Origin of the sequence: Streptomyces sp. 4N124, from assembly GCF_052245395.1 — a bacterium.
Classification (GTDB): domain Bacteria; phylum Actinomycetota; class Actinomycetes; order Streptomycetales; family Streptomycetaceae; genus Streptomyces.
This window is the reverse complement of record NZ_JBQQBS010000005.1, coordinates 199,150-214,021: the sequence shown is the minus strand read 5'-3', so window position 1 is coordinate 214,021 and position 14,872 is coordinate 199,150. Positions and strand designations below refer to the sequence as shown.

Below are 14,872 nucleotides of genomic sequence, written 5' to 3'. Positions count from 1 at the left end.
AGCTACTCCTCGAACGTCGCCGCCAGCGCCTGAGCCAGCCCCGGCACCAGATCGGAACCGGTGAGGACCTCCGTCGGCGTGTCCTTCTCACGCAGCCTCAGGGCCGATTCACGGTCGCCGCCGCGCAGGACCGCGACCGTCATACGGACCTCCTGGCGCTTCGGGTGGTCGGCGACCCACTGGGCGAGCTGCTTCTCGCTCATGCCCTCCGGAACGGACGCTTCGGCGGACGGCGGCAGCATCAGGCGTTCCACGCTGAGCGCGCAGCCGACCACCGCGTCGGGCCAGGCGATGGTGCCGAGGAACTCGTCGAGCGGCTTGCCCGTTGGAAGTTCGTCCTGCTCGATCGGGGTGAGACCGGAGGTGGTCTCCTGCTCGTCCCCCAGGCCGAGCCGGTCCGCGAGCGAGGGCTGCTCGGCCCGCAACCGGGCGGTGTCTACGAGGGCGAAGAGGCGCGCGGGCTGGTCCCAGCCGAGGCCGGAGACGTACTCGTCGATCTCGAGTACGGCCCGGGTCAGGGGGCTCGCTGCCATGGGAGTGTTGGACATGGTCACAATCCTGCCTCGTTCCCTACCGGAATCGGGAACCGAGTAAAGCGTGAGTAAGTTGCATAGGTGAGGGCCTACGATCACGGGGCCCTTCGGATGGCCCGCGAACACGGGGGCCCGACAGACCAACAGCGAACTTCGAGGTGCACACCTTGGCTTTCCAGATGCCGGACCGCGGCGGAGGCCCGACGGGGCCACGGATCAGAGTGGGCCGCCCGTCCCGGCGGGTCCGGACCCTGCTCATGACGCTGGGCGTCCTTGCCGTACTCGGCATGGCGTTCACCATGTTCGCGGGTTTCTGGACCGACTGGCTCTGGTACCGGTCGGTGAACTACTCGTCCGTGTTCACGACCACGCTGTGGACCAAGATCGGGCTGTTCTTCGTCTTCGGTCTGCTGATGGCCCTCGCGGTCGGCTTCAACATCTGGCTGGCCCACCGGCTGCGCCCGCCGCTGAGCGCCATGTCGATGGAGCAGCAGAACCTCGACCGCTACCGCATGGGCATCGCGCCGTACAAGAAGTGGCTGCTGCTCGGCATCACTTCTCTGATCGGCCTGATCGCGGGCGCCTCGGCGTCAGGCCAGTGGCGGACCTGGCTGATGTGGGTCAACGGCGTGCCCTTCAACCAGAAGGACCCGCAGTTCCACCTCGACGTCGCCTTCTACGCCTTCGACCTGCCGTGGTACCGCTTCCTGCTCGGCTTCGGCTTCGCCACCGCGATCCTCTCCCTGATCGCCGCGGCGCTCACGCACTACCTGTACGGCGGGCTGCGCATCACCAGCCCGGGTGCGCGCGCCACCGCTGCGGCCACCAGCCATCTGTCGGTGCTCATCGGCACGTTCGTCGCCCTGAAGGCGGTCGCGTACTGGCTCGACCGGTACGGTCTCGCGGTGAAGTCCAGTGACTTCAAGGCGACCGACAACTGGACCGGCCTCAGGTACGTCGACGCGAACGCCTATCTGCCCGCCAAGACGATCCTGTTCTGCATCGCCGTCATCTGCGCGCTGCTGTTCTTCGCCACGCTGTGGCGGCGCACGTGGCAGCTGCCGCTGATCGGCTTCGGCCTGATGGTGCTGTCGGCGATCCTCATCGGCGGTCTGTACCCGGCGATCGTCCAGAAGTTCCAGGTCCAGCCCAACGAGCAGGCCAAGGAAGCGCCGTACGTCACCAAGAACCTCGAGGCGACGCGCCAGGCGTACGGCATCGACGACGCCAAGGTCACCGACTACAGCGGTGTGAGCAAGACCGAGGACAAGACCACGCTGCGGGACGACGTCGACGCCACGGCGAGCGTCCGCATCATGGACCCGAACATCGTCTCGCCCACGTTCCAGCAGCTCCAACAGATCAGGAACTACTACTCGTTCCCGACCAACCTGGACGTCGACCGCTACAGCGAGAAGGGCAAGGACCAGGACACGGTCATCGGTCTGCGTGAGCTGAACCTCAACGGCATTCCGAAGAACAACTGGATCAACGACCACTTCCGCTACACCCACGGGTACGGCGTGGTCGCCGCCAAGGGCACTCAGGTCGACGCCGAGGGCCGCCCGGTGTTCACGGAGTCCGACCTGCCCTCCAAGGGAGAGCTGGGGACGTATCAGCAGCGCGTCTACTACGGCGAGAAGACCAGCGAGTACTCGATCGTCGGCGGTCCCCAGAAGGAGATCGACTACTCCGACGACAGCGGCGAGAAGACGTACAGCTACGAGGCCAAGAGCGGCGTCAACCTCGCCAACCCGGTCAACCGGGCGGCGTACGCGGTGGCGTTCAGCGAGCCGCAGATCCTCTACTCCGGTGCGATCGGCGAGGGTTCGCGGATCCTGTACAACCGCACGCCCAAGGAGCGCGTCGAGGCGGTGGCCCCCTGGCTGACCATCGACGGCGACGCCTATCCGGCGGTGGTGAACGGCAAGATCCAGTGGATCGTCGACGCGTACACGACGACGAACGGCTATCCGTACGCGTCCCGTACGACCCTCGGTTCCTCGACGGCCGACTCCCTGACCGCGACCAACAACTCGCGCGCGGTGGTGGCCCAGCAGAACCAGGTCAACTACATCCGCAACTCGGTGAAGGCGACCGTCGACGCGTACACCGGCGAGGTCAAGCTCTATCAGTGGGACACCGAGGACCCGGTCCTGAAGACCTGGATGAAGGCGTTCCCGGGCACGGTGGAGTCCAAGAGCGACATCTCCAAGGACCTGATGGCCCATCTCCGGTACCCGCAGGACCTGTTCAAGGTCCAGCGTGAGCTGCTGACCCGCTACCACGTGGAGGACGCGGACACGTTCCTCAGCGGCAGCGAGGTGTGGCAGGTGCCGGACGACCCGACCAACAAGTCGGGCAACGCGGTGCCGCCGTACTACCAGAGCCTGAAGATGCCCGATCAGCAGGCGCAGGCGTTCTCGCTGACGACGACGTTCACGCCCAACGGGCGGGACAACCTCAGCGCGTTCATGTCGGTCGACGCCGAGGCAGGCACCAGTGACTACGGCAAGATCAGAGTCCTGAAACTGCCGACGAGTACGACCGTCAACGGACCCAAACAGGTCCAGAGCCAGTTCAACTCCGAACAGGACATCGCTGAGCAGATCAGGCTGCTGCAGGGCGGCGACTCCGAAGTCGAGTACGGCAACCTGCTGACGGTGCCACTGGACGGGGGACTGCTGTACGTCGAACCCGTCTACGTCCGCGGTGGCGGACTGAAGTACCCGCTGCTGCGCAAGGTGTTGGTGACCTACGGCGGCAACACCGCCTTCGAGGACACCCTCGACGAGGCCCTCAACAAGGTCTTCGGAGCGGAGGGTGCGACGACCGAGCCGCCACCACCACCGGACGACGGCGATACGACTCCGCCGCCGACGTCCACCAACCCGACGGTCCAAGAGGCGCTGAACGACGCCCAGGAGGCCTTCGACGCCGGGCAGGAAGCCCTGAAGAAGGGTGACTGGGAGGCGTACGGGCGGGCGCAGGACGACCTCCAAGAGGCGCTCCAGCGGGCCGAGGACGCGCAGTCGAAGGCCGGCAACACCGGTGGCGGCAGCGGCGGCTCCAGTCCCAGTCCCAGCGCCACTCCGAGCGGCAGTCCCAGTCCCAGCAGGAGCCCGGACAGCAGTTGATCGAGACCGTCCCGCGCCGTGATACGGTTGCCGAACAACGGCGCGGGGTGGAGCAGCTCGGTAGCTCGCTGGGCTCATAACCCAGAGGTCGCAGGTTCAAATCCTGTCCCCGCTACTGATCACGAAGGCCCGGATTCTGAAAAGGATCCGGGCCTTCGGTATGTGTGCGAACGCATGTGCCGACCTGCGGGATGGCCGTGCCGCCGTGGGGAGTTGAGCGAGGTGTGTTTGACTTGTCGTTCTGTGGGCATGTCGACAAAACGCTGAAGTGACCTCACTGGCTGCGGTATACCAGGTGTACCCAGGTTGCAGGTGGTGCGACGATGGACGTTATGGGGGACAAGGCGACTCTGTTGGAGACAGGGCGGTTTGGGGAGCCTGCCGACGTTTCGCAGTCGACGGGTGATATGTCCGTGCCCGAATTCCCGTCACCCAGTGCCTCACCCATGGCCTCATCTGTGACCGATCTTGAGCGTCGCGTGAACGAATTCGTCCAGTCCGCGGACCGGGACGAAACCGGTGATGCCGCCGAGGAGGCCCGGCAGCGGCTCGCCGCCGAAACCGGTGACGTCGAGGCGATGAGTGTCCTCGGGGCCCTGCTGCTGCGCCGCGGCGATCTCGACGGGGCCGAACCCCATCTGCGCGCCGCCACCGCGGCCGGTGACCGGGCCGCCGCCAACAACCTGGGCGTCCTTCTGCACCAGCGCGGGTACGCCGACGAGGCCGCCGGCTGGTGGCGCATCGCCGCCGTCGCCGGTTCCGCCGCCGCCGCGCATGCGCTGGGCCGTCACCACCGGGAGCGCGGCGACGAGCCCGCCGCCGAGTACTGGCTGCGTCAGTCCGCCGAGCAGGGGCACGCCCTCGGCGCGTACGCGCTCGCCGATCTGCTGGAGCACCGGGGCGACGACGGGGCCGGCGCGTGGATGCGGGCCGCGGCGGAGCGGGGGCACCGGGAGGCGGCGTACCGGCTGGCGCGGGCGATCGACCGCAAGGCCGCGCAGGAGGGCGAGACCGGGACCGACGACGGTGCCGGTGCTTCGCTCGTGGGCGAGGCCGAGCAGTGGTACCGGCAGGCCGCCGCGCGCGGGCACCGGCGGGCCGCGCTGCACCTCGGGGCGATCCTGGAGAAGCGTGGGCAGTTGAAGGAGGCAGGGCGCTGGTATCTGACGTCCGCCAAGGACGGTGAGGCGCGGGCCGCCTGCGCGCTCGGGTTCCTGCTGCGCGACGCGGGCGACTCCGAGAGCGCCGCCGTGTGGTGGCTGCGGGCCGCCCAGGACGGCGACGGCAACGCGGCGAACGCGCTGGGCGCGCTGCATGCCGAGCGCGGGGAGACCCAGACCGCCGAGCGGTGGTACCGGGCCGCGATGGACGCCGGTGACGTCAACGGCGCCTACAACCTCGGGCTGCTCTGCGCCGAGCAGGGGCGGACCGCGCAGGCCGAGCAGTGGTACCGGCGTGCGGCGTACGCCGGGCACCGGGAGGCGGCGAACGCGCTGGCGATCCTGCTGCTCCAGGGCGGCGACACGGGTGGTGCCGAGCCGTGGTTCTCCAAGGCCGCGGAGGCCGGGAGCGTGGATGCCGCGTTCAACCTCGGGATTCTGTACGCCGGGCGGGGTGAGGACGAGGTCGCGCTGCGGTGCTACGAGCGTGCCGCCGCCGCCGGGCATACGGAGGCGGCGCTTCAGGTCGGGATCGCGCGGTTGCGTGAGGGCGATGAGCGGGCGGCCGAGAGGCATCTGCGGTGTGCGGCCGGGGGCGGGAGTACCGAGGCCGCGTATCGGCTGGCGACCGTGCTGGATGCGCGGCGGCCGCCTGAGCCGGCGCATGAGCTCGGGGAGCCGGTGCGGGAGCGGAGCGAGTGCGAGGAGTGGTACGAGCGGGCGGCGTCGCAAGGGCATCGGCGGGCGCAGGTGCGGGTCGGGATGCTGGCCGCTGCGCGGGGCGATGTCGTGGAGGCGGCTCGGTGGTATCGGGAGGCTGCGGAGGCCGGGTCCCGGAACGGGGCGTTCAATCTTGGGCTGCTGTTGGTTCGGGAGGGGAGTGAGCCGGAGGCTGCCGTGTGGTGGACGCGGGCTGCTGACGCGGGGCATGGGCGGGCGGCGTTGCGGCTTGCCCTGGTCTACGCGCGTCGTGGGGAGCTGGCTGAGGGGCAGCGGTGGGCTGATCGTGCGGTGACGCTGGGGCCGGCGGAGGTTTCGGAGCGGGCGGGGCGGTTGCGGGACGCTCTGCGGGAGGAACTGTCGGCGTGACGCTGCGCCTGTGCTGCAGCCGCGGCTTGCCGGTTGACCGGCGTGGAGGCTGGGCGGAGGTGGGTCGCGCAGCCCGGCGCTGACGGGGTGCCGCCTGCGCCCACCCGTGCCGCCCCAGGCGGCACGACTGCCCGCAGCTGGGCGGGACGGCTGCCCGCAGCTCAGCAGCCGCGGTTAAGTGATTTGCCTCTGTCCGCGTCCTTGACGTAATGTTCCATTCATCGACGCGGGGTGGAGCAGCTCGGTAGCTCGCTGGGCTCATAACCCAGAGGTCGCAGGTTCAAATCCTGTCCCCGCTACTGAAGGCCTAGGGCCCGGATCCTTTAGGGGATCCGGGCCCTAGGTGTGTGTCAGGGGCGGTGGCCCACTGCCTCCTCGTAGAGGGTTCGGTTCACCGTCTGTGATTCCGGTAGGGGGTCGCCTTCCGCCACGCCCTGGGCGGCGTACGCCGACTGGAGGCGGTCCGTCGTGCCCGCGCGGATCTCCCAGTCCATGCGGAGGGACGGGGTCGACTGGAGGATCTCCTTGTCGGCCTTCAGGAGATTCGCCAAGTATGTGACGAAGCTCGCATTCTTCTTGTAGTCGGACGCGAAGTACGAGTTCACCGTGCGGATGTACGCCCGGATGAGGGCCACGCCCGCGTCCACGTCGTCGTTCAGGAGGCTCGGGCCGTACAGCAGGCCGCCCAGGGGCTCGCCGGGGGGCTGGCCGCCGAGGAAGGCGTATCCGGGTGTGCCGTCGACCTTGCGCCAGACCGGGTCGAGGAGCCAGGCGGAGTCGACGCCGCCGTTCTGGAGGGCGGTGAGGACGTCGGCGGAGCCGAGCTGCTGGTACTGGATCTTGTCGAGGCCGCCGCCGTGCTGCTCCAGGGCCTGTTCCATCGGGTACGCGATCACGGAGCCCTTGCCGATCATCGTGCCCAGCTTGCGGCCGGCCATGGCCACCCGGTCCGCGCTCTCGCCCTCCTTGAGGCGGACCCACAGGCCGCTCTTCGACGTGGGGTCGGGTGAGAAGTTCCCGGCGACCCACTTGATGTCGAAGCCGCCCCGCAGCCCGTTCATCACCGCCGCTTCCGGCGCCGCCCAGAGCGCGTCGATCTCGCCCTTGGCCAGCAACGGCAGCGCGTCCGGCGTGGGCAGCACCTTCAGGGTGACGTCGAGGCCCTCCCGCTTGAACTCGCCCTTGTCGAGGGCGACTTGCAGCGGCGCCACATACTCCGCGCTCAGCGTCCCCGTCGCGATCGTCAGTTTCCGTGTCTCGGGCAGCCGCTGCGGGGCAGGCGCTCCCGGCTCACAGCGCGCCGGTTGTCGCTTCGGGGACATGTCGGCAGGGTCCGTCCACGACGTCTCCCCGCAGCCCCGCACCGGGCGGATCGTGCGCGAAGCCGCGTCCGCCTGAGGCTCCGAGCGGGACGACGGCGACGCCGAGCAGCCTGCCGACGCCAACAGCCCGGCGACGACGACTGCGACACCGTACGAACGAAACAAACGCATCCTCATGACTGGCCCCGTCCCCTGTCGCGTGGTGCCCACGGTGTGAGCAACCGGCCGATGACACGCACCAGTTCGGAGAAGAGCACGCCCAGGACGGCCACGCAGACGATGCCGACGAACATGACGTCGTTCTGGAAGAGCGCGCGGGAGTCGAAGATGAGGTGGCCGAGGCCGTTCGTCGCGGCGATCTGTTCCGAGGCGACGATGACGAGGACCGCCACGCCCGCCGCGATCCGGGCGCCGACCAGGACCGCGGGGAGTGAGGCGGGCAGCAGGACGTGCCGGAACATCTGCCAGGGCGAGGCGCCGAAGACCTGGCCCGCGTCGCGGTGGCCGGAGGGGATCGACATGACGGCGGACATCGTCGAGATCCAGACGAAGAAGAAGACCGTCGCCGCCACCAGGGCCACCTGCGGGCCCTCGCCCAGGCCGAACATGTTCAGGAAGATGGGCAGCAGGGCCAGTTTCGGTACGACGTACAGGGCGTCCAGAAGCGGTTCCAGCGCCGCCCGTACGAGCGACAGGGAGCCCATCAGCAGGCCCAGGGCGTAGCCGGCCGCCGTGCCGACGGCGTAGCCCGCGAGGACGCGTTTCAGGGTCGCCCACACGTCCGGCCAGAGGTCGCCGGCCGCGGCCCGGTCCCAGCCGTCGGCGAGGATCGTGGACGGGGCCGGGTAGACGCGGTCGTCGATCCAGGCCTGGGTGGCGGCGAGTTGCCAGAGGAGGATCAGCAGGAGGGGGACGGCGACCGCCAGGGACAGTTCCAGGGCGCGTCGGCGGCGGTGGGTGCGTACGGGATGGAGTTCGTGCGGGCCCGGAGCGCGGACCAGGACCGATGCGCGGTCGGGAGCGATCGTCGTCATGCCGGCACCGCCTCCTTGCGCAGCAGGTCCCACAGCTCGGTCTTGAGGGTCGTGAATTCGGGGGTGGAGCGGATGTCGCCGGTGCGTGGGCGCGGGAACGGGGGGTGTCGTTCGGCGATGAGCCGGCCCGGGCGGGCCGACATCACCAGGACGCGGTCGCCGAGGACGATCGCCTCCTCCAGGCTGTGGGTGATGAAGAGGGTCGTCGTCCTCAGCGACTGGGTGATGCCCAGGAGTTCGTCCTGGAGGATCATGCGGAGCTGGGCGTCGAGGGCGGCGAACGGCTCGTCCATGAGCAGGAGTTCGGGTTCCACCGCGAGCGCCCGGGCGATCGCCACGCGCTGGCGCATACCTCCCGAGAGCGTGGCCGGGTAGGCGTCGGCGAAGTCGGCCAGGCCCATGCGGGTCAGCCAGGCATCGGCGCGCGCGTTCGCCTCCCGGCGTGGGACGCGCTGGATGTCCAGGCCGAAGCGGACGTTGGCGCGGACGGTCTTCCAGTCGTAGATGCCGTAGTCCTGGAAGATCATGGCGGCCGGGCGGGGGCTGGAGGTACGGATCTCCAGGCGGCCCGTGCTCGGGCGGAGCAGGCCCGCGGCGATACGCAGCAGCGTGGACTTGCCGCAGCCCGAGGGGCCGACGAGGCAGACGAACTCGCCGGGGGCGACGGCCAGATCGAGGGGGCCGAGGGCGTGTACGGCCCCGGGGCCCCGGCCGAAGGTTCGGGTCAGATCACTGGCGCTGAGTTTCGGATACGGCTCTCCCACGGTGTCTCCTCGCGGAGTGCGGAACGGACTGGTGGGTGCCGCCGACGATATGACGACCCGTCAGATACCGGAAGGTCATGGACGGGAGAAGGTTGTACGCAGGAGAAGGTTGTAGGCAGCAGAAAGCCCCGGCACTGGATCAGTGCCGGGGCTCGCAGCCGTACGTATTACGCCGTGGCGCAGTTCGGGCACATCCCGCGGTAGGTCACCTCGACGTCCGAGACCGTGAAGCCGAAGCGCTCCGTGTCGGGGAGGTCGGCCAGCGGGTTGCCGGTGGGGTGGACGTCCCGGATGGCGCCGCACCGGGCGCAGACCAGGTGGTGGTGCGGCTGATGGGCGTTCGGGTCGTACCGCTTGGCGCGCTTGTCGGTGGCGACCTCGAGCACCTCGCCGAGGGTCACCAGCTCGCCCAGCGTGTTGTAGACGGTGGCCCGGGAGATCTCGGGCAGCTTGGCCACAGCCCGCGCGTGGACCTCGTCGGCCGTCAGGTGGACGTGTTCGCCGTCGAGGACCTCGGCCACGACGCGCCGCTGCGCGGTCATCCGCCATCCACGGCCGCGCAGTCGTTCCAGAAGGTCGCTCATGCGCACCAGCTTAACAGCAAGGGACCAGAATCCGAATGGGTGTGACTTTGGAGGTCAGCTTGATTTAGATTAAGTCTAATGTAGGATCGATTCGGAAGCGGCTCAGGGCAGAGGAGCAGCTCGGGGCAGAACTGACGCAGGAGGCGCACGTGACGCAGGGACCGCTCACCACAGAGGCCGGTGCCCCGGTCGCCGACAACCAGAACAGCGAGACCGCGGGCGTCGGCGGCCCGGTACTCGTCCAGGACCAGCTGCTGCTGGAGAAGCTGGCTCACTTCAACCGGGAGCGCATCCCGGAGCGCGTGGTGCACGCCCGCGGCGCGGGGGCCTACGGCACCTTCACCGTGACCGCCGACGTGACGCGGTACACCCGCGCCAAGTTCCTCTCGGAGACCGGCAAGCAGACCGAGACCTTCCTGCGCTTCTCCACGGTCGCGGGCAACCTCGGTGCGGCCGACGCGGTGCGCGACCCTCGCGGCTGGGCGCTGAAGTTCTATACCGAGGAGGGCAATTACGACCTCGTCGGCAACAACACCCCGGTGTTCTTCATCAAGGACGCCATCAAGTTCCCCGACTTCATCCACACCCAGAAGCGCGACCCGTACACGGGCTCCCAGGAGGCGGACAACGTCTGGGACTTCTGGGGTCTCAGCCCCGAGTCGACCCACCAGGTGACCTGGCTCTTCGGCGACCGCGGCATCCCGGCGTCGTACCGCCACATGAACGGCTACGGCTCGCACACGTTCCAGTGGAACAACGAGGCGGGCGAGGTCTTCTGGGTCAAGTACCACTTCAAGGCCGACCAGGGGATCAAGAACCTCACGCAGGCCGAGGCCAACAAGCTCGCCGGTGAGGACCCGGACAGCCACCAGCGGGACCTGCGCGAGGCCATCGAGCGGGGCGAGTTCCCGACCTGGACCGTGCAGGTGCAGATCATGCCGGCGGCGGACGCGGCGACGTACCGCTTCAACCCGTTCGACCTCACCAAGGTGTGGCCGCACGCGGACTACCCGCCGATCGAGATCGGCAAGCTGGAGCTCAACCGCAACCCGGAGAACATCTTCGCCGAGGTCGAGCAGTCCATCTTCAGCCCCGCGCACTTCGTGCCGGGCATCGGTCCGTCGCCGGACAAGATGCTCCAGGGGCGGCTGTTCGCCTATGGCGACGCCCACCGCTACCGCGTCGGCATCAACGCCGACCACCTGCCGGTGAACCGCCCGCACGCCACCGAGGCGCGCACCAACTCCCGTGACGGTTTCCTGTACGACGGCCGGCACGGCGGTGCGAAGAACTACGAGCCGAACAGCTTCGGTGGCCCCTTCCAGACGGACCGCCCGCTGTGGTCCGCCACCGCGGTGAACGGCGGTACGGGCAACCACCCGGCCGCGGTGCACGCCGAGGACGACGACTTCGTGCAGGCGGGCAACCTCTACCGGCTGATGTCCGAGGACGAGAAGGAGCGTCTGATCGGCAACCTGGCGGGCTTCGTCGCCAAGGTCTCGCGCGACGACATCGCCGAGCGCGCGATCGACAACTTCCGTCAGGCGGACGGTGACTTCGGCAAGCGGCTGGAGGCCGCGGTCCAGGCCCTGCGCGGCTGACACACCCACCAGCACTGGATCGCTTGCCGAAGCGGGCCGGATTCCCTGCGAGGGGGTCCGGCCCGTTCGCGTGGGCTCAGGCCGGTACCTGCTGCCGCAGGGGAGCCCAGCAGCGGATGATGTCGCGGACCGAGACGATGCCGACGGGTTCGTCGTGGTCGAGCACGATCAGGTGGCGGAAGCCGCCGTGTGCCATGGCGTGAGCGGCCTCCTCCAAGGTCCAGGACGGAGCCGCGAACACGACGTCGGTGGTGGTGTGCGCGTGGGCGTACTCCGTGTCCGGGTCCTCGCCGAGACCGACGGAGATCAGGATGTCGCGTTCGGTGAGGATGCCGATACCGCCGGCGTCGGGGTCGAGGACGACGGCCGCGCCCACCCGGCGGGTGGACATCAGCGCGGCGGCCTGGCGAAGGGTGTGGGTGGGGCCGATGGTGAGGACCACGGTGCTCATGGCGTCGCGGACGAGCATGGATGCAGCCACCTCCTGAGGGTCTCCGCCGCTTGTTCATCCGCTTGTTCATCGTTTCACAAATTCACAAGGGGCGGGGCTTTCAGGGTGACAGGCAAAGAGACGGTCAACAAGGGGGCGCGTGGAGCTCAGTAGCGCTGGTTGAGATACCCCAGGAACTCGTCGTGCAGCAGACCGTTCGACGCGGCCGCGTTTCCGCTGTGCGGGCCCGGGCGGCCGTCGAGGCCGGTGAAGGAGCCGCCCGCCTCAGTCACGATGATCGCGTTCGCGGCCATGTCCCACAGGGACAGCTCGGGCTCGGCGCAGATGTCGACCGCGCCCTCGGCGACCAGCATGTAGGGCCAGAAGTCGCCGTACGCGCGCGTGCGCCACACCTCGCGGGTCAGGTCCAGGAAGCCGCCCAGGCGGCCCTGGTCCTCCCAGCCGGTGAGCGAGGAGTACGCGAAGGAGGCGTCGGACAGCTTCGAGACGCGGGAGACGCGCAGCCGGGAGGCCGAGGAGAGGCTGCGGCCGGTGAACGCGCCGTGCCCCTTCGCGGCCCACCAGCGGCGGCCGAGCGCGGGGGCGGAGACAAGGCCGACGACGGGCTCGTACCCGCCCTCGCTCGCCTCTGTCAGGGAGATGAGCGTGGCCCAGACGGGCACGCCGCGTACGTAGTTCTTGGTGCCGTCGATCGGGTCGACGACCCAGCGCCGGGGGCCGGTGCCCTCGATGCCGTACTCCTCGCCGAGGACCGCGTCCCGGGGGCGGGCGCGCTGCAGCTGGCCGCGGATGAGTTCCTCGGTGGCCTTGTCCGCCTCGCTCACCGGAGTCATGTCCGGCTTCGTCTCCACCTTCAGGTCGAGGGCCTTGAAGCGGGCCATGGTCGTCGCGTCGGCGGCGTCCGCGAGGACGTGGGCGAAGCGGAGGTCGTCGAGGTAGTCGGCCATGCGTGAACCGTATCTTTCGCGGTCGCGGCCGGGCTACAGCGGGATGTGGGGGAACAGTGTGCACGGGATCCGATCGCCCGGATGGCCTACGACGGACGTCGCGCGCCCCCTTGTGCCCTCGCGAACCCTTGACAGTGCCCCCGTGCGCGTCAAATCTGGGCGCAGAGTCGGTCGGGCTCGGGAGGCGATGATGCCTGCAGCGCGGGAATCCCTACTGGACGCCGCTTACACGGCGCTGGCGCGGCGGCCGTGGGCCGCGGTGCGGATGGTGGATGTGGCCGCGGCGGCCGGGGTGTCCCGGCAGACGCTGTACAACGAGTTCGGGAGCAAGGAAGGGCTGGCCAGGGCCCTAGTCCGCAGAGAGGCCGACGCCTATCTCGCCGGCGTCGAGCGGGCCCTCGCCACCAACCACGACGCCCGCGAGCGGCTCACCGCCACCGCCGAGTGGACCGCGTCGGCGGCCCGGGAGAACGCGCTGGTACGGGCCATGCTCACCGGCTGCTGGAGCGAGCGGCTGCCCTCGCCGACGCTCTCGGCCGTGCCGTCCACCTCGGCGGTGCCGGCGCAGCGCCGGGCGGACGGGCCGCTGCCCTCACCCGGCGACTTCGTGGCCCTGGTCCGTGACCGTGCCGTGGCGGTGCTGGCCGGACCCGGCACCCACAAGTCGGAAGCCGCCGAGCTGGCCCGCTCCTGCGAACTGGTCGTCCGGCTGGCGCTGTCCTGCGTGGCGGCCCCGCCCGGCGAGGGAGGCGTCGCGGATCTCGTACGGGGCGCGCTGCACCGGCAGTTGGTGTGAACCGGCGTCAGTGGGCCGAGCCGGACAGCTGGAGCCCGATGACGCCGACGATCACCAGGCTGATCGAGACGAGCTTCAGCGTCGACACGAGGTCGCCCAGGAAGACCATGCCGTAGATGGCGGTGCCCGCCGCGCCGATGCCCGTCCACACCGCGTAGGCCGGGCCCACGTCGAGCTTCTTCAAGGACAGAGTCAGCAGGCCGAAGCTGCCGAGCGCGAAGATGCAGAACGCGACCGTCGGCCACAGCCTGGTGAAGCCGTGCGACAGCTTCAAGCAGACGGCGAAACCGGTTTCGAGGAGTCCTGCCACAACCACCAGCAGCCACGCCATGTCTTGTCCTCCCGTGTGTACACGTCGACTGCTTCGTCTGGCCAGGATCGGACTCGGTGCGATTATGCACTTACCGACCTTGCGTTCAGACAAACAACGCGAAGGTCAGTCGCCTTCCTTCCGTTCCCTCGTGGACAGCAGCCGCCGCAGGGAGTAGAGCCGTGCCGGGTCCGCATGTCCCTCGGCCACCCACGCGTCCAGCGCGCAGTCGGGCTCGTCGTGACTGCACGCGCGCGGACAGCCCTCGGTGCCCGGCTCCAGATCCGGGAAAGCATGGATGACCCGGGACGGATCCACGTGGTGCAGCCCGAAGGACCGTACGCCCGGGGTGTCGATGACCCAGCCGCCGGCGAGCAGCGGCAGCGCGAGCGCCGAAGTCGTCGTGTGCCGGCCGCGGCCGGTCACCGCGTTCACATGTCCGGTGCTGCGCCGGCGGTCCTCCGGCACCAGGGCATTGACCAGCGTGGTCTTGCCGACGCCGGAGTGGCCCACGAACGCCGTGATCTTGCCGTCCAGTTGCTCGTGCACCCGGTCCGCCGCGTCGCCGTTCTCCAGCTCCTCGCGGCTGGTGACGACGTGCGGGATGTCGAGGGCGCCGTACAGCTCCAGAATCTTGTCGGGCGGGGCGAGGTCCGACTTCGTGAGCACGAGCAGCGGTTCCAGGCCGCCGTCGAACGCCGCCACCAGGCAGCGGTCGATGAGGCGGGGGCGCGGTTCGGGGTCGGCGAGCGCGGTGACGATGGCGAGTTGGTCGGCGTTGGCGACGACCACGCGCTCGTACGGGTCGTCGTCGTCCGCGGTGCGGCGCAGCACCGAGGTGCGCGGCTCGATGCGGACGATGCGGGCGAGGGAGTCCTTCTTGCCGGACAGGTCGCCGACGATGGCCACCCGGTCGCCGACGATCGCCGCCTTGCGGCCCAGCTCGCGGGCCTTCATCGCCATGATGATCCGGTCGTCGACGAGGCAGGTCAGACGGCCGCGGTCGACGGTGAGGACCATTCCCTCGGCCGCGTCCTCGTGCTTGGGGCGGATGTTCGTCCGCGGCCGGTTGCCCTTGCGGTTCGGGCGGCTGCGGATGTCGTCCTCGTCGGTGTGCTTGCCGTAGCGACGCATGGCGTGTGTC

General features: G+C 69.4%; 13 protein-coding genes and 2 tRNA genes. 6 read left to right on the top strand and 9 right to left on the bottom strand.

The features are described 5' to 3' along the window. Positions 1–2: 2 nt before the first annotated feature. Entirely contained in the window at positions 3–548 is a 546-nt protein-coding gene (locus tag ACTWQO_RS07400; protein ID WP_443236402.1) for a PPA1309 family protein, read from the bottom strand. A gap of 164 nt (positions 549–712) precedes the next feature. On the opposite strand from ACTWQO_RS07400, the gene ACTWQO_RS07395 reads away from it, so the two are divergent. The 4 genes from ACTWQO_RS07395 to ACTWQO_RS07380 all read left to right on the top strand — a co-directional run bounded on the left by ACTWQO_RS07395 (position 713) and on the right by ACTWQO_RS07380 (position 6,218). After that, positions 713–3,670 carry a UPF0182 family membrane protein gene (locus ACTWQO_RS07395; RefSeq protein WP_443236458.1) on the top strand — a complete coding sequence of 986 codons (2,958 nt, stop codon included), beginning with the start codon at positions 713–715 and terminating at the stop codon, positions 3,668–3,670. A 41-nt stretch (positions 3,671–3,711) separates the two neighbouring features. Next, positions 3,712–3,785 (top strand) — tRNA-Met (locus tag ACTWQO_RS07390). 208 nt (positions 3,786–3,993) lie between these two features. Beyond that, positions 3,994–5,919 carry a sel1 repeat family protein gene (locus tag ACTWQO_RS07385; RefSeq protein WP_443236401.1) on the top strand — a complete coding sequence of 642 codons (1,926 nt, stop codon included), beginning with the start codon at positions 3,994–3,996 and terminating at the stop codon, positions 5,917–5,919. Between the two features lie 225 nt (positions 5,920–6,144). Continuing rightward, a tRNA-Met gene (locus ACTWQO_RS07380) sits at positions 6,145–6,218 on the top strand. A gap of 51 nt (positions 6,219–6,269) precedes the next feature. Here ACTWQO_RS07380 and ACTWQO_RS07375 read toward each other — a convergent pair. The 4 genes from ACTWQO_RS07375 to ACTWQO_RS07360 all read right to left on the bottom strand — a co-directional run bounded on the left by ACTWQO_RS07375 (position 6,270) and on the right by ACTWQO_RS07360 (position 9,623). Beyond that, a complete protein-coding gene (locus ACTWQO_RS07375) occupies positions 6,270–7,412 on the bottom strand; it encodes an ABC transporter substrate-binding protein (RefSeq protein WP_443236457.1) in 1,143 nt (380 codons plus the stop codon). A 2-nt stretch (positions 7,413–7,414) separates the two neighbouring features. Further along, the gene (locus tag ACTWQO_RS07370) at positions 7,415–8,275 is read right to left on the bottom strand and encodes an ABC transporter permease (RefSeq protein ID WP_443236400.1); all 861 of its coding nucleotides are present in this window, start codon (positions 8,273–8,275) and stop codon (positions 7,415–7,417) included. Continuing rightward, on the bottom strand, positions 8,272–9,039 hold the full coding sequence (locus tag ACTWQO_RS07365) for an ABC transporter ATP-binding protein (protein ID WP_328357271.1): 768 nt from the start codon (positions 9,037–9,039) through the stop codon (positions 8,272–8,274). The genes ACTWQO_RS07370 and ACTWQO_RS07365 overlap by 4 nt, the downstream gene beginning before the upstream one ends. A gap of 167 nt (positions 9,040–9,206) precedes the next feature. After that, positions 9,207–9,623 (bottom strand): Fur family transcriptional regulator, encoded by a 417-nt coding sequence (locus tag ACTWQO_RS07360; protein ID WP_443236399.1) that lies wholly within the window; start codon positions 9,621–9,623, stop codon positions 9,207–9,209. A gap of 131 nt (positions 9,624–9,754) precedes the next feature. Here ACTWQO_RS07360 and ACTWQO_RS07355 point away from each other — a divergent pair, with 131 nt between their 5' ends. Next, entirely contained in the window at positions 9,755–11,224 is a 1,470-nt protein-coding gene (locus ACTWQO_RS07355) for a catalase (protein ID WP_443236456.1), read from the top strand. A gap of 76 nt (positions 11,225–11,300) precedes the next feature. Here the strand turns inward: ACTWQO_RS07355 and ACTWQO_RS07350 are convergent, their stop codons facing one another. Together ACTWQO_RS07350 and hisN are read right to left on the bottom strand one after the other, a co-directional pair. After that, positions 11,301–11,693, bottom strand: a complete 393-nt coding sequence (locus ACTWQO_RS07350) for a CBS domain-containing protein (RefSeq protein ID WP_210572943.1) — start codon at positions 11,691–11,693, stop codon at positions 11,301–11,303. A gap of 128 nt (positions 11,694–11,821) precedes the next feature. Further along, positions 11,822–12,622 carry a histidinol-phosphatase gene (hisN, locus tag ACTWQO_RS07345; RefSeq protein ID WP_443236398.1) on the bottom strand — a complete coding sequence of 267 codons (801 nt, stop codon included), beginning with the start codon at positions 12,620–12,622 and terminating at the stop codon, positions 11,822–11,824. 187 nt (positions 12,623–12,809) lie between these two features. On the opposite strand from hisN, the gene ACTWQO_RS07340 reads away from it, so the two are divergent. Further along, positions 12,810–13,418 (top strand): TetR/AcrR family transcriptional regulator, encoded by a 609-nt coding sequence (locus tag ACTWQO_RS07340; RefSeq protein ID WP_443236397.1) that lies wholly within the window; start codon positions 12,810–12,812, stop codon positions 13,416–13,418. Positions 13,419–13,425: 7 nt separating this feature from the next. Here ACTWQO_RS07340 and ACTWQO_RS07335 read toward each other — a convergent pair whose 3' ends face one another. Both ACTWQO_RS07335 and rsgA read right to left on the bottom strand, forming a co-directional pair. Further along, the gene (locus tag ACTWQO_RS07335; RefSeq protein WP_362938841.1) at positions 13,426–13,749 is read right to left on the bottom strand and encodes a DMT family transporter; all 324 of its coding nucleotides are present in this window, start codon (positions 13,747–13,749) and stop codon (positions 13,426–13,428) included. A gap of 105 nt (positions 13,750–13,854) precedes the next feature. Then, a complete protein-coding gene (rsgA, locus tag ACTWQO_RS07330) occupies positions 13,855–14,862 on the bottom strand; it encodes a ribosome small subunit-dependent GTPase A (RefSeq protein WP_443236396.1) in 1,008 nt (335 codons plus the stop codon). Positions 14,863–14,872: the final 10 nt, after the last annotated feature.

Coding starts and splice junctions, on each gene's coding strand:
- ACTWQO_RS07400 (WP_443236402.1), bottom strand. CDS start 548: ATGTCCAACACTCCCATGGCAGCGAGCCCCCTGACCCGGGCCGTACTC.
- ACTWQO_RS07395 (WP_443236458.1), top strand. CDS start 713: ATGCCGGACCGCGGCGGAGGCCCGACGGGGCCACGGATCAGAGTGGGC.
- ACTWQO_RS07385 (WP_443236401.1), top strand. CDS start 3,994: ATGGACGTTATGGGGGACAAGGCGACTCTGTTGGAGACAGGGCGGTTT.
- ACTWQO_RS07375 (WP_443236457.1), bottom strand. CDS start 7,412: ATGCGTTTGTTTCGTTCGTACGGTGTCGCAGTCGTCGTCGCCGGGCTG.
- ACTWQO_RS07370 (WP_443236400.1), bottom strand. CDS start 8,275: ATGACGACGATCGCTCCCGACCGCGCATCGGTCCTGGTCCGCGCTCCG.
- ACTWQO_RS07360 (WP_443236399.1), bottom strand. CDS start 9,623: ATGAGCGACCTTCTGGAACGACTGCGCGGCCGTGGATGGCGGATGACC.
- ACTWQO_RS07350 (WP_210572943.1), bottom strand. CDS start 11,693: ATGCTCGTCCGCGACGCCATGAGCACCGTGGTCCTCACCATCGGCCCC.
- hisN (WP_443236398.1), bottom strand. CDS start 12,622: ATGGCCGACTACCTCGACGACCTCCGCTTCGCCCACGTCCTCGCGGAC.
- ACTWQO_RS07340 (WP_443236397.1), top strand. CDS start 12,810: ATGATGCCTGCAGCGCGGGAATCCCTACTGGACGCCGCTTACACGGCG.
- ACTWQO_RS07335 (WP_362938841.1), bottom strand. CDS start 13,749: ATGGCGTGGCTGCTGGTGGTTGTGGCAGGACTCCTCGAAACCGGTTTC.
- rsgA (WP_443236396.1), bottom strand. CDS start 14,862: ATGCGTCGCTACGGCAAGCACACCGACGAGGACGACATCCGCAGCCGC.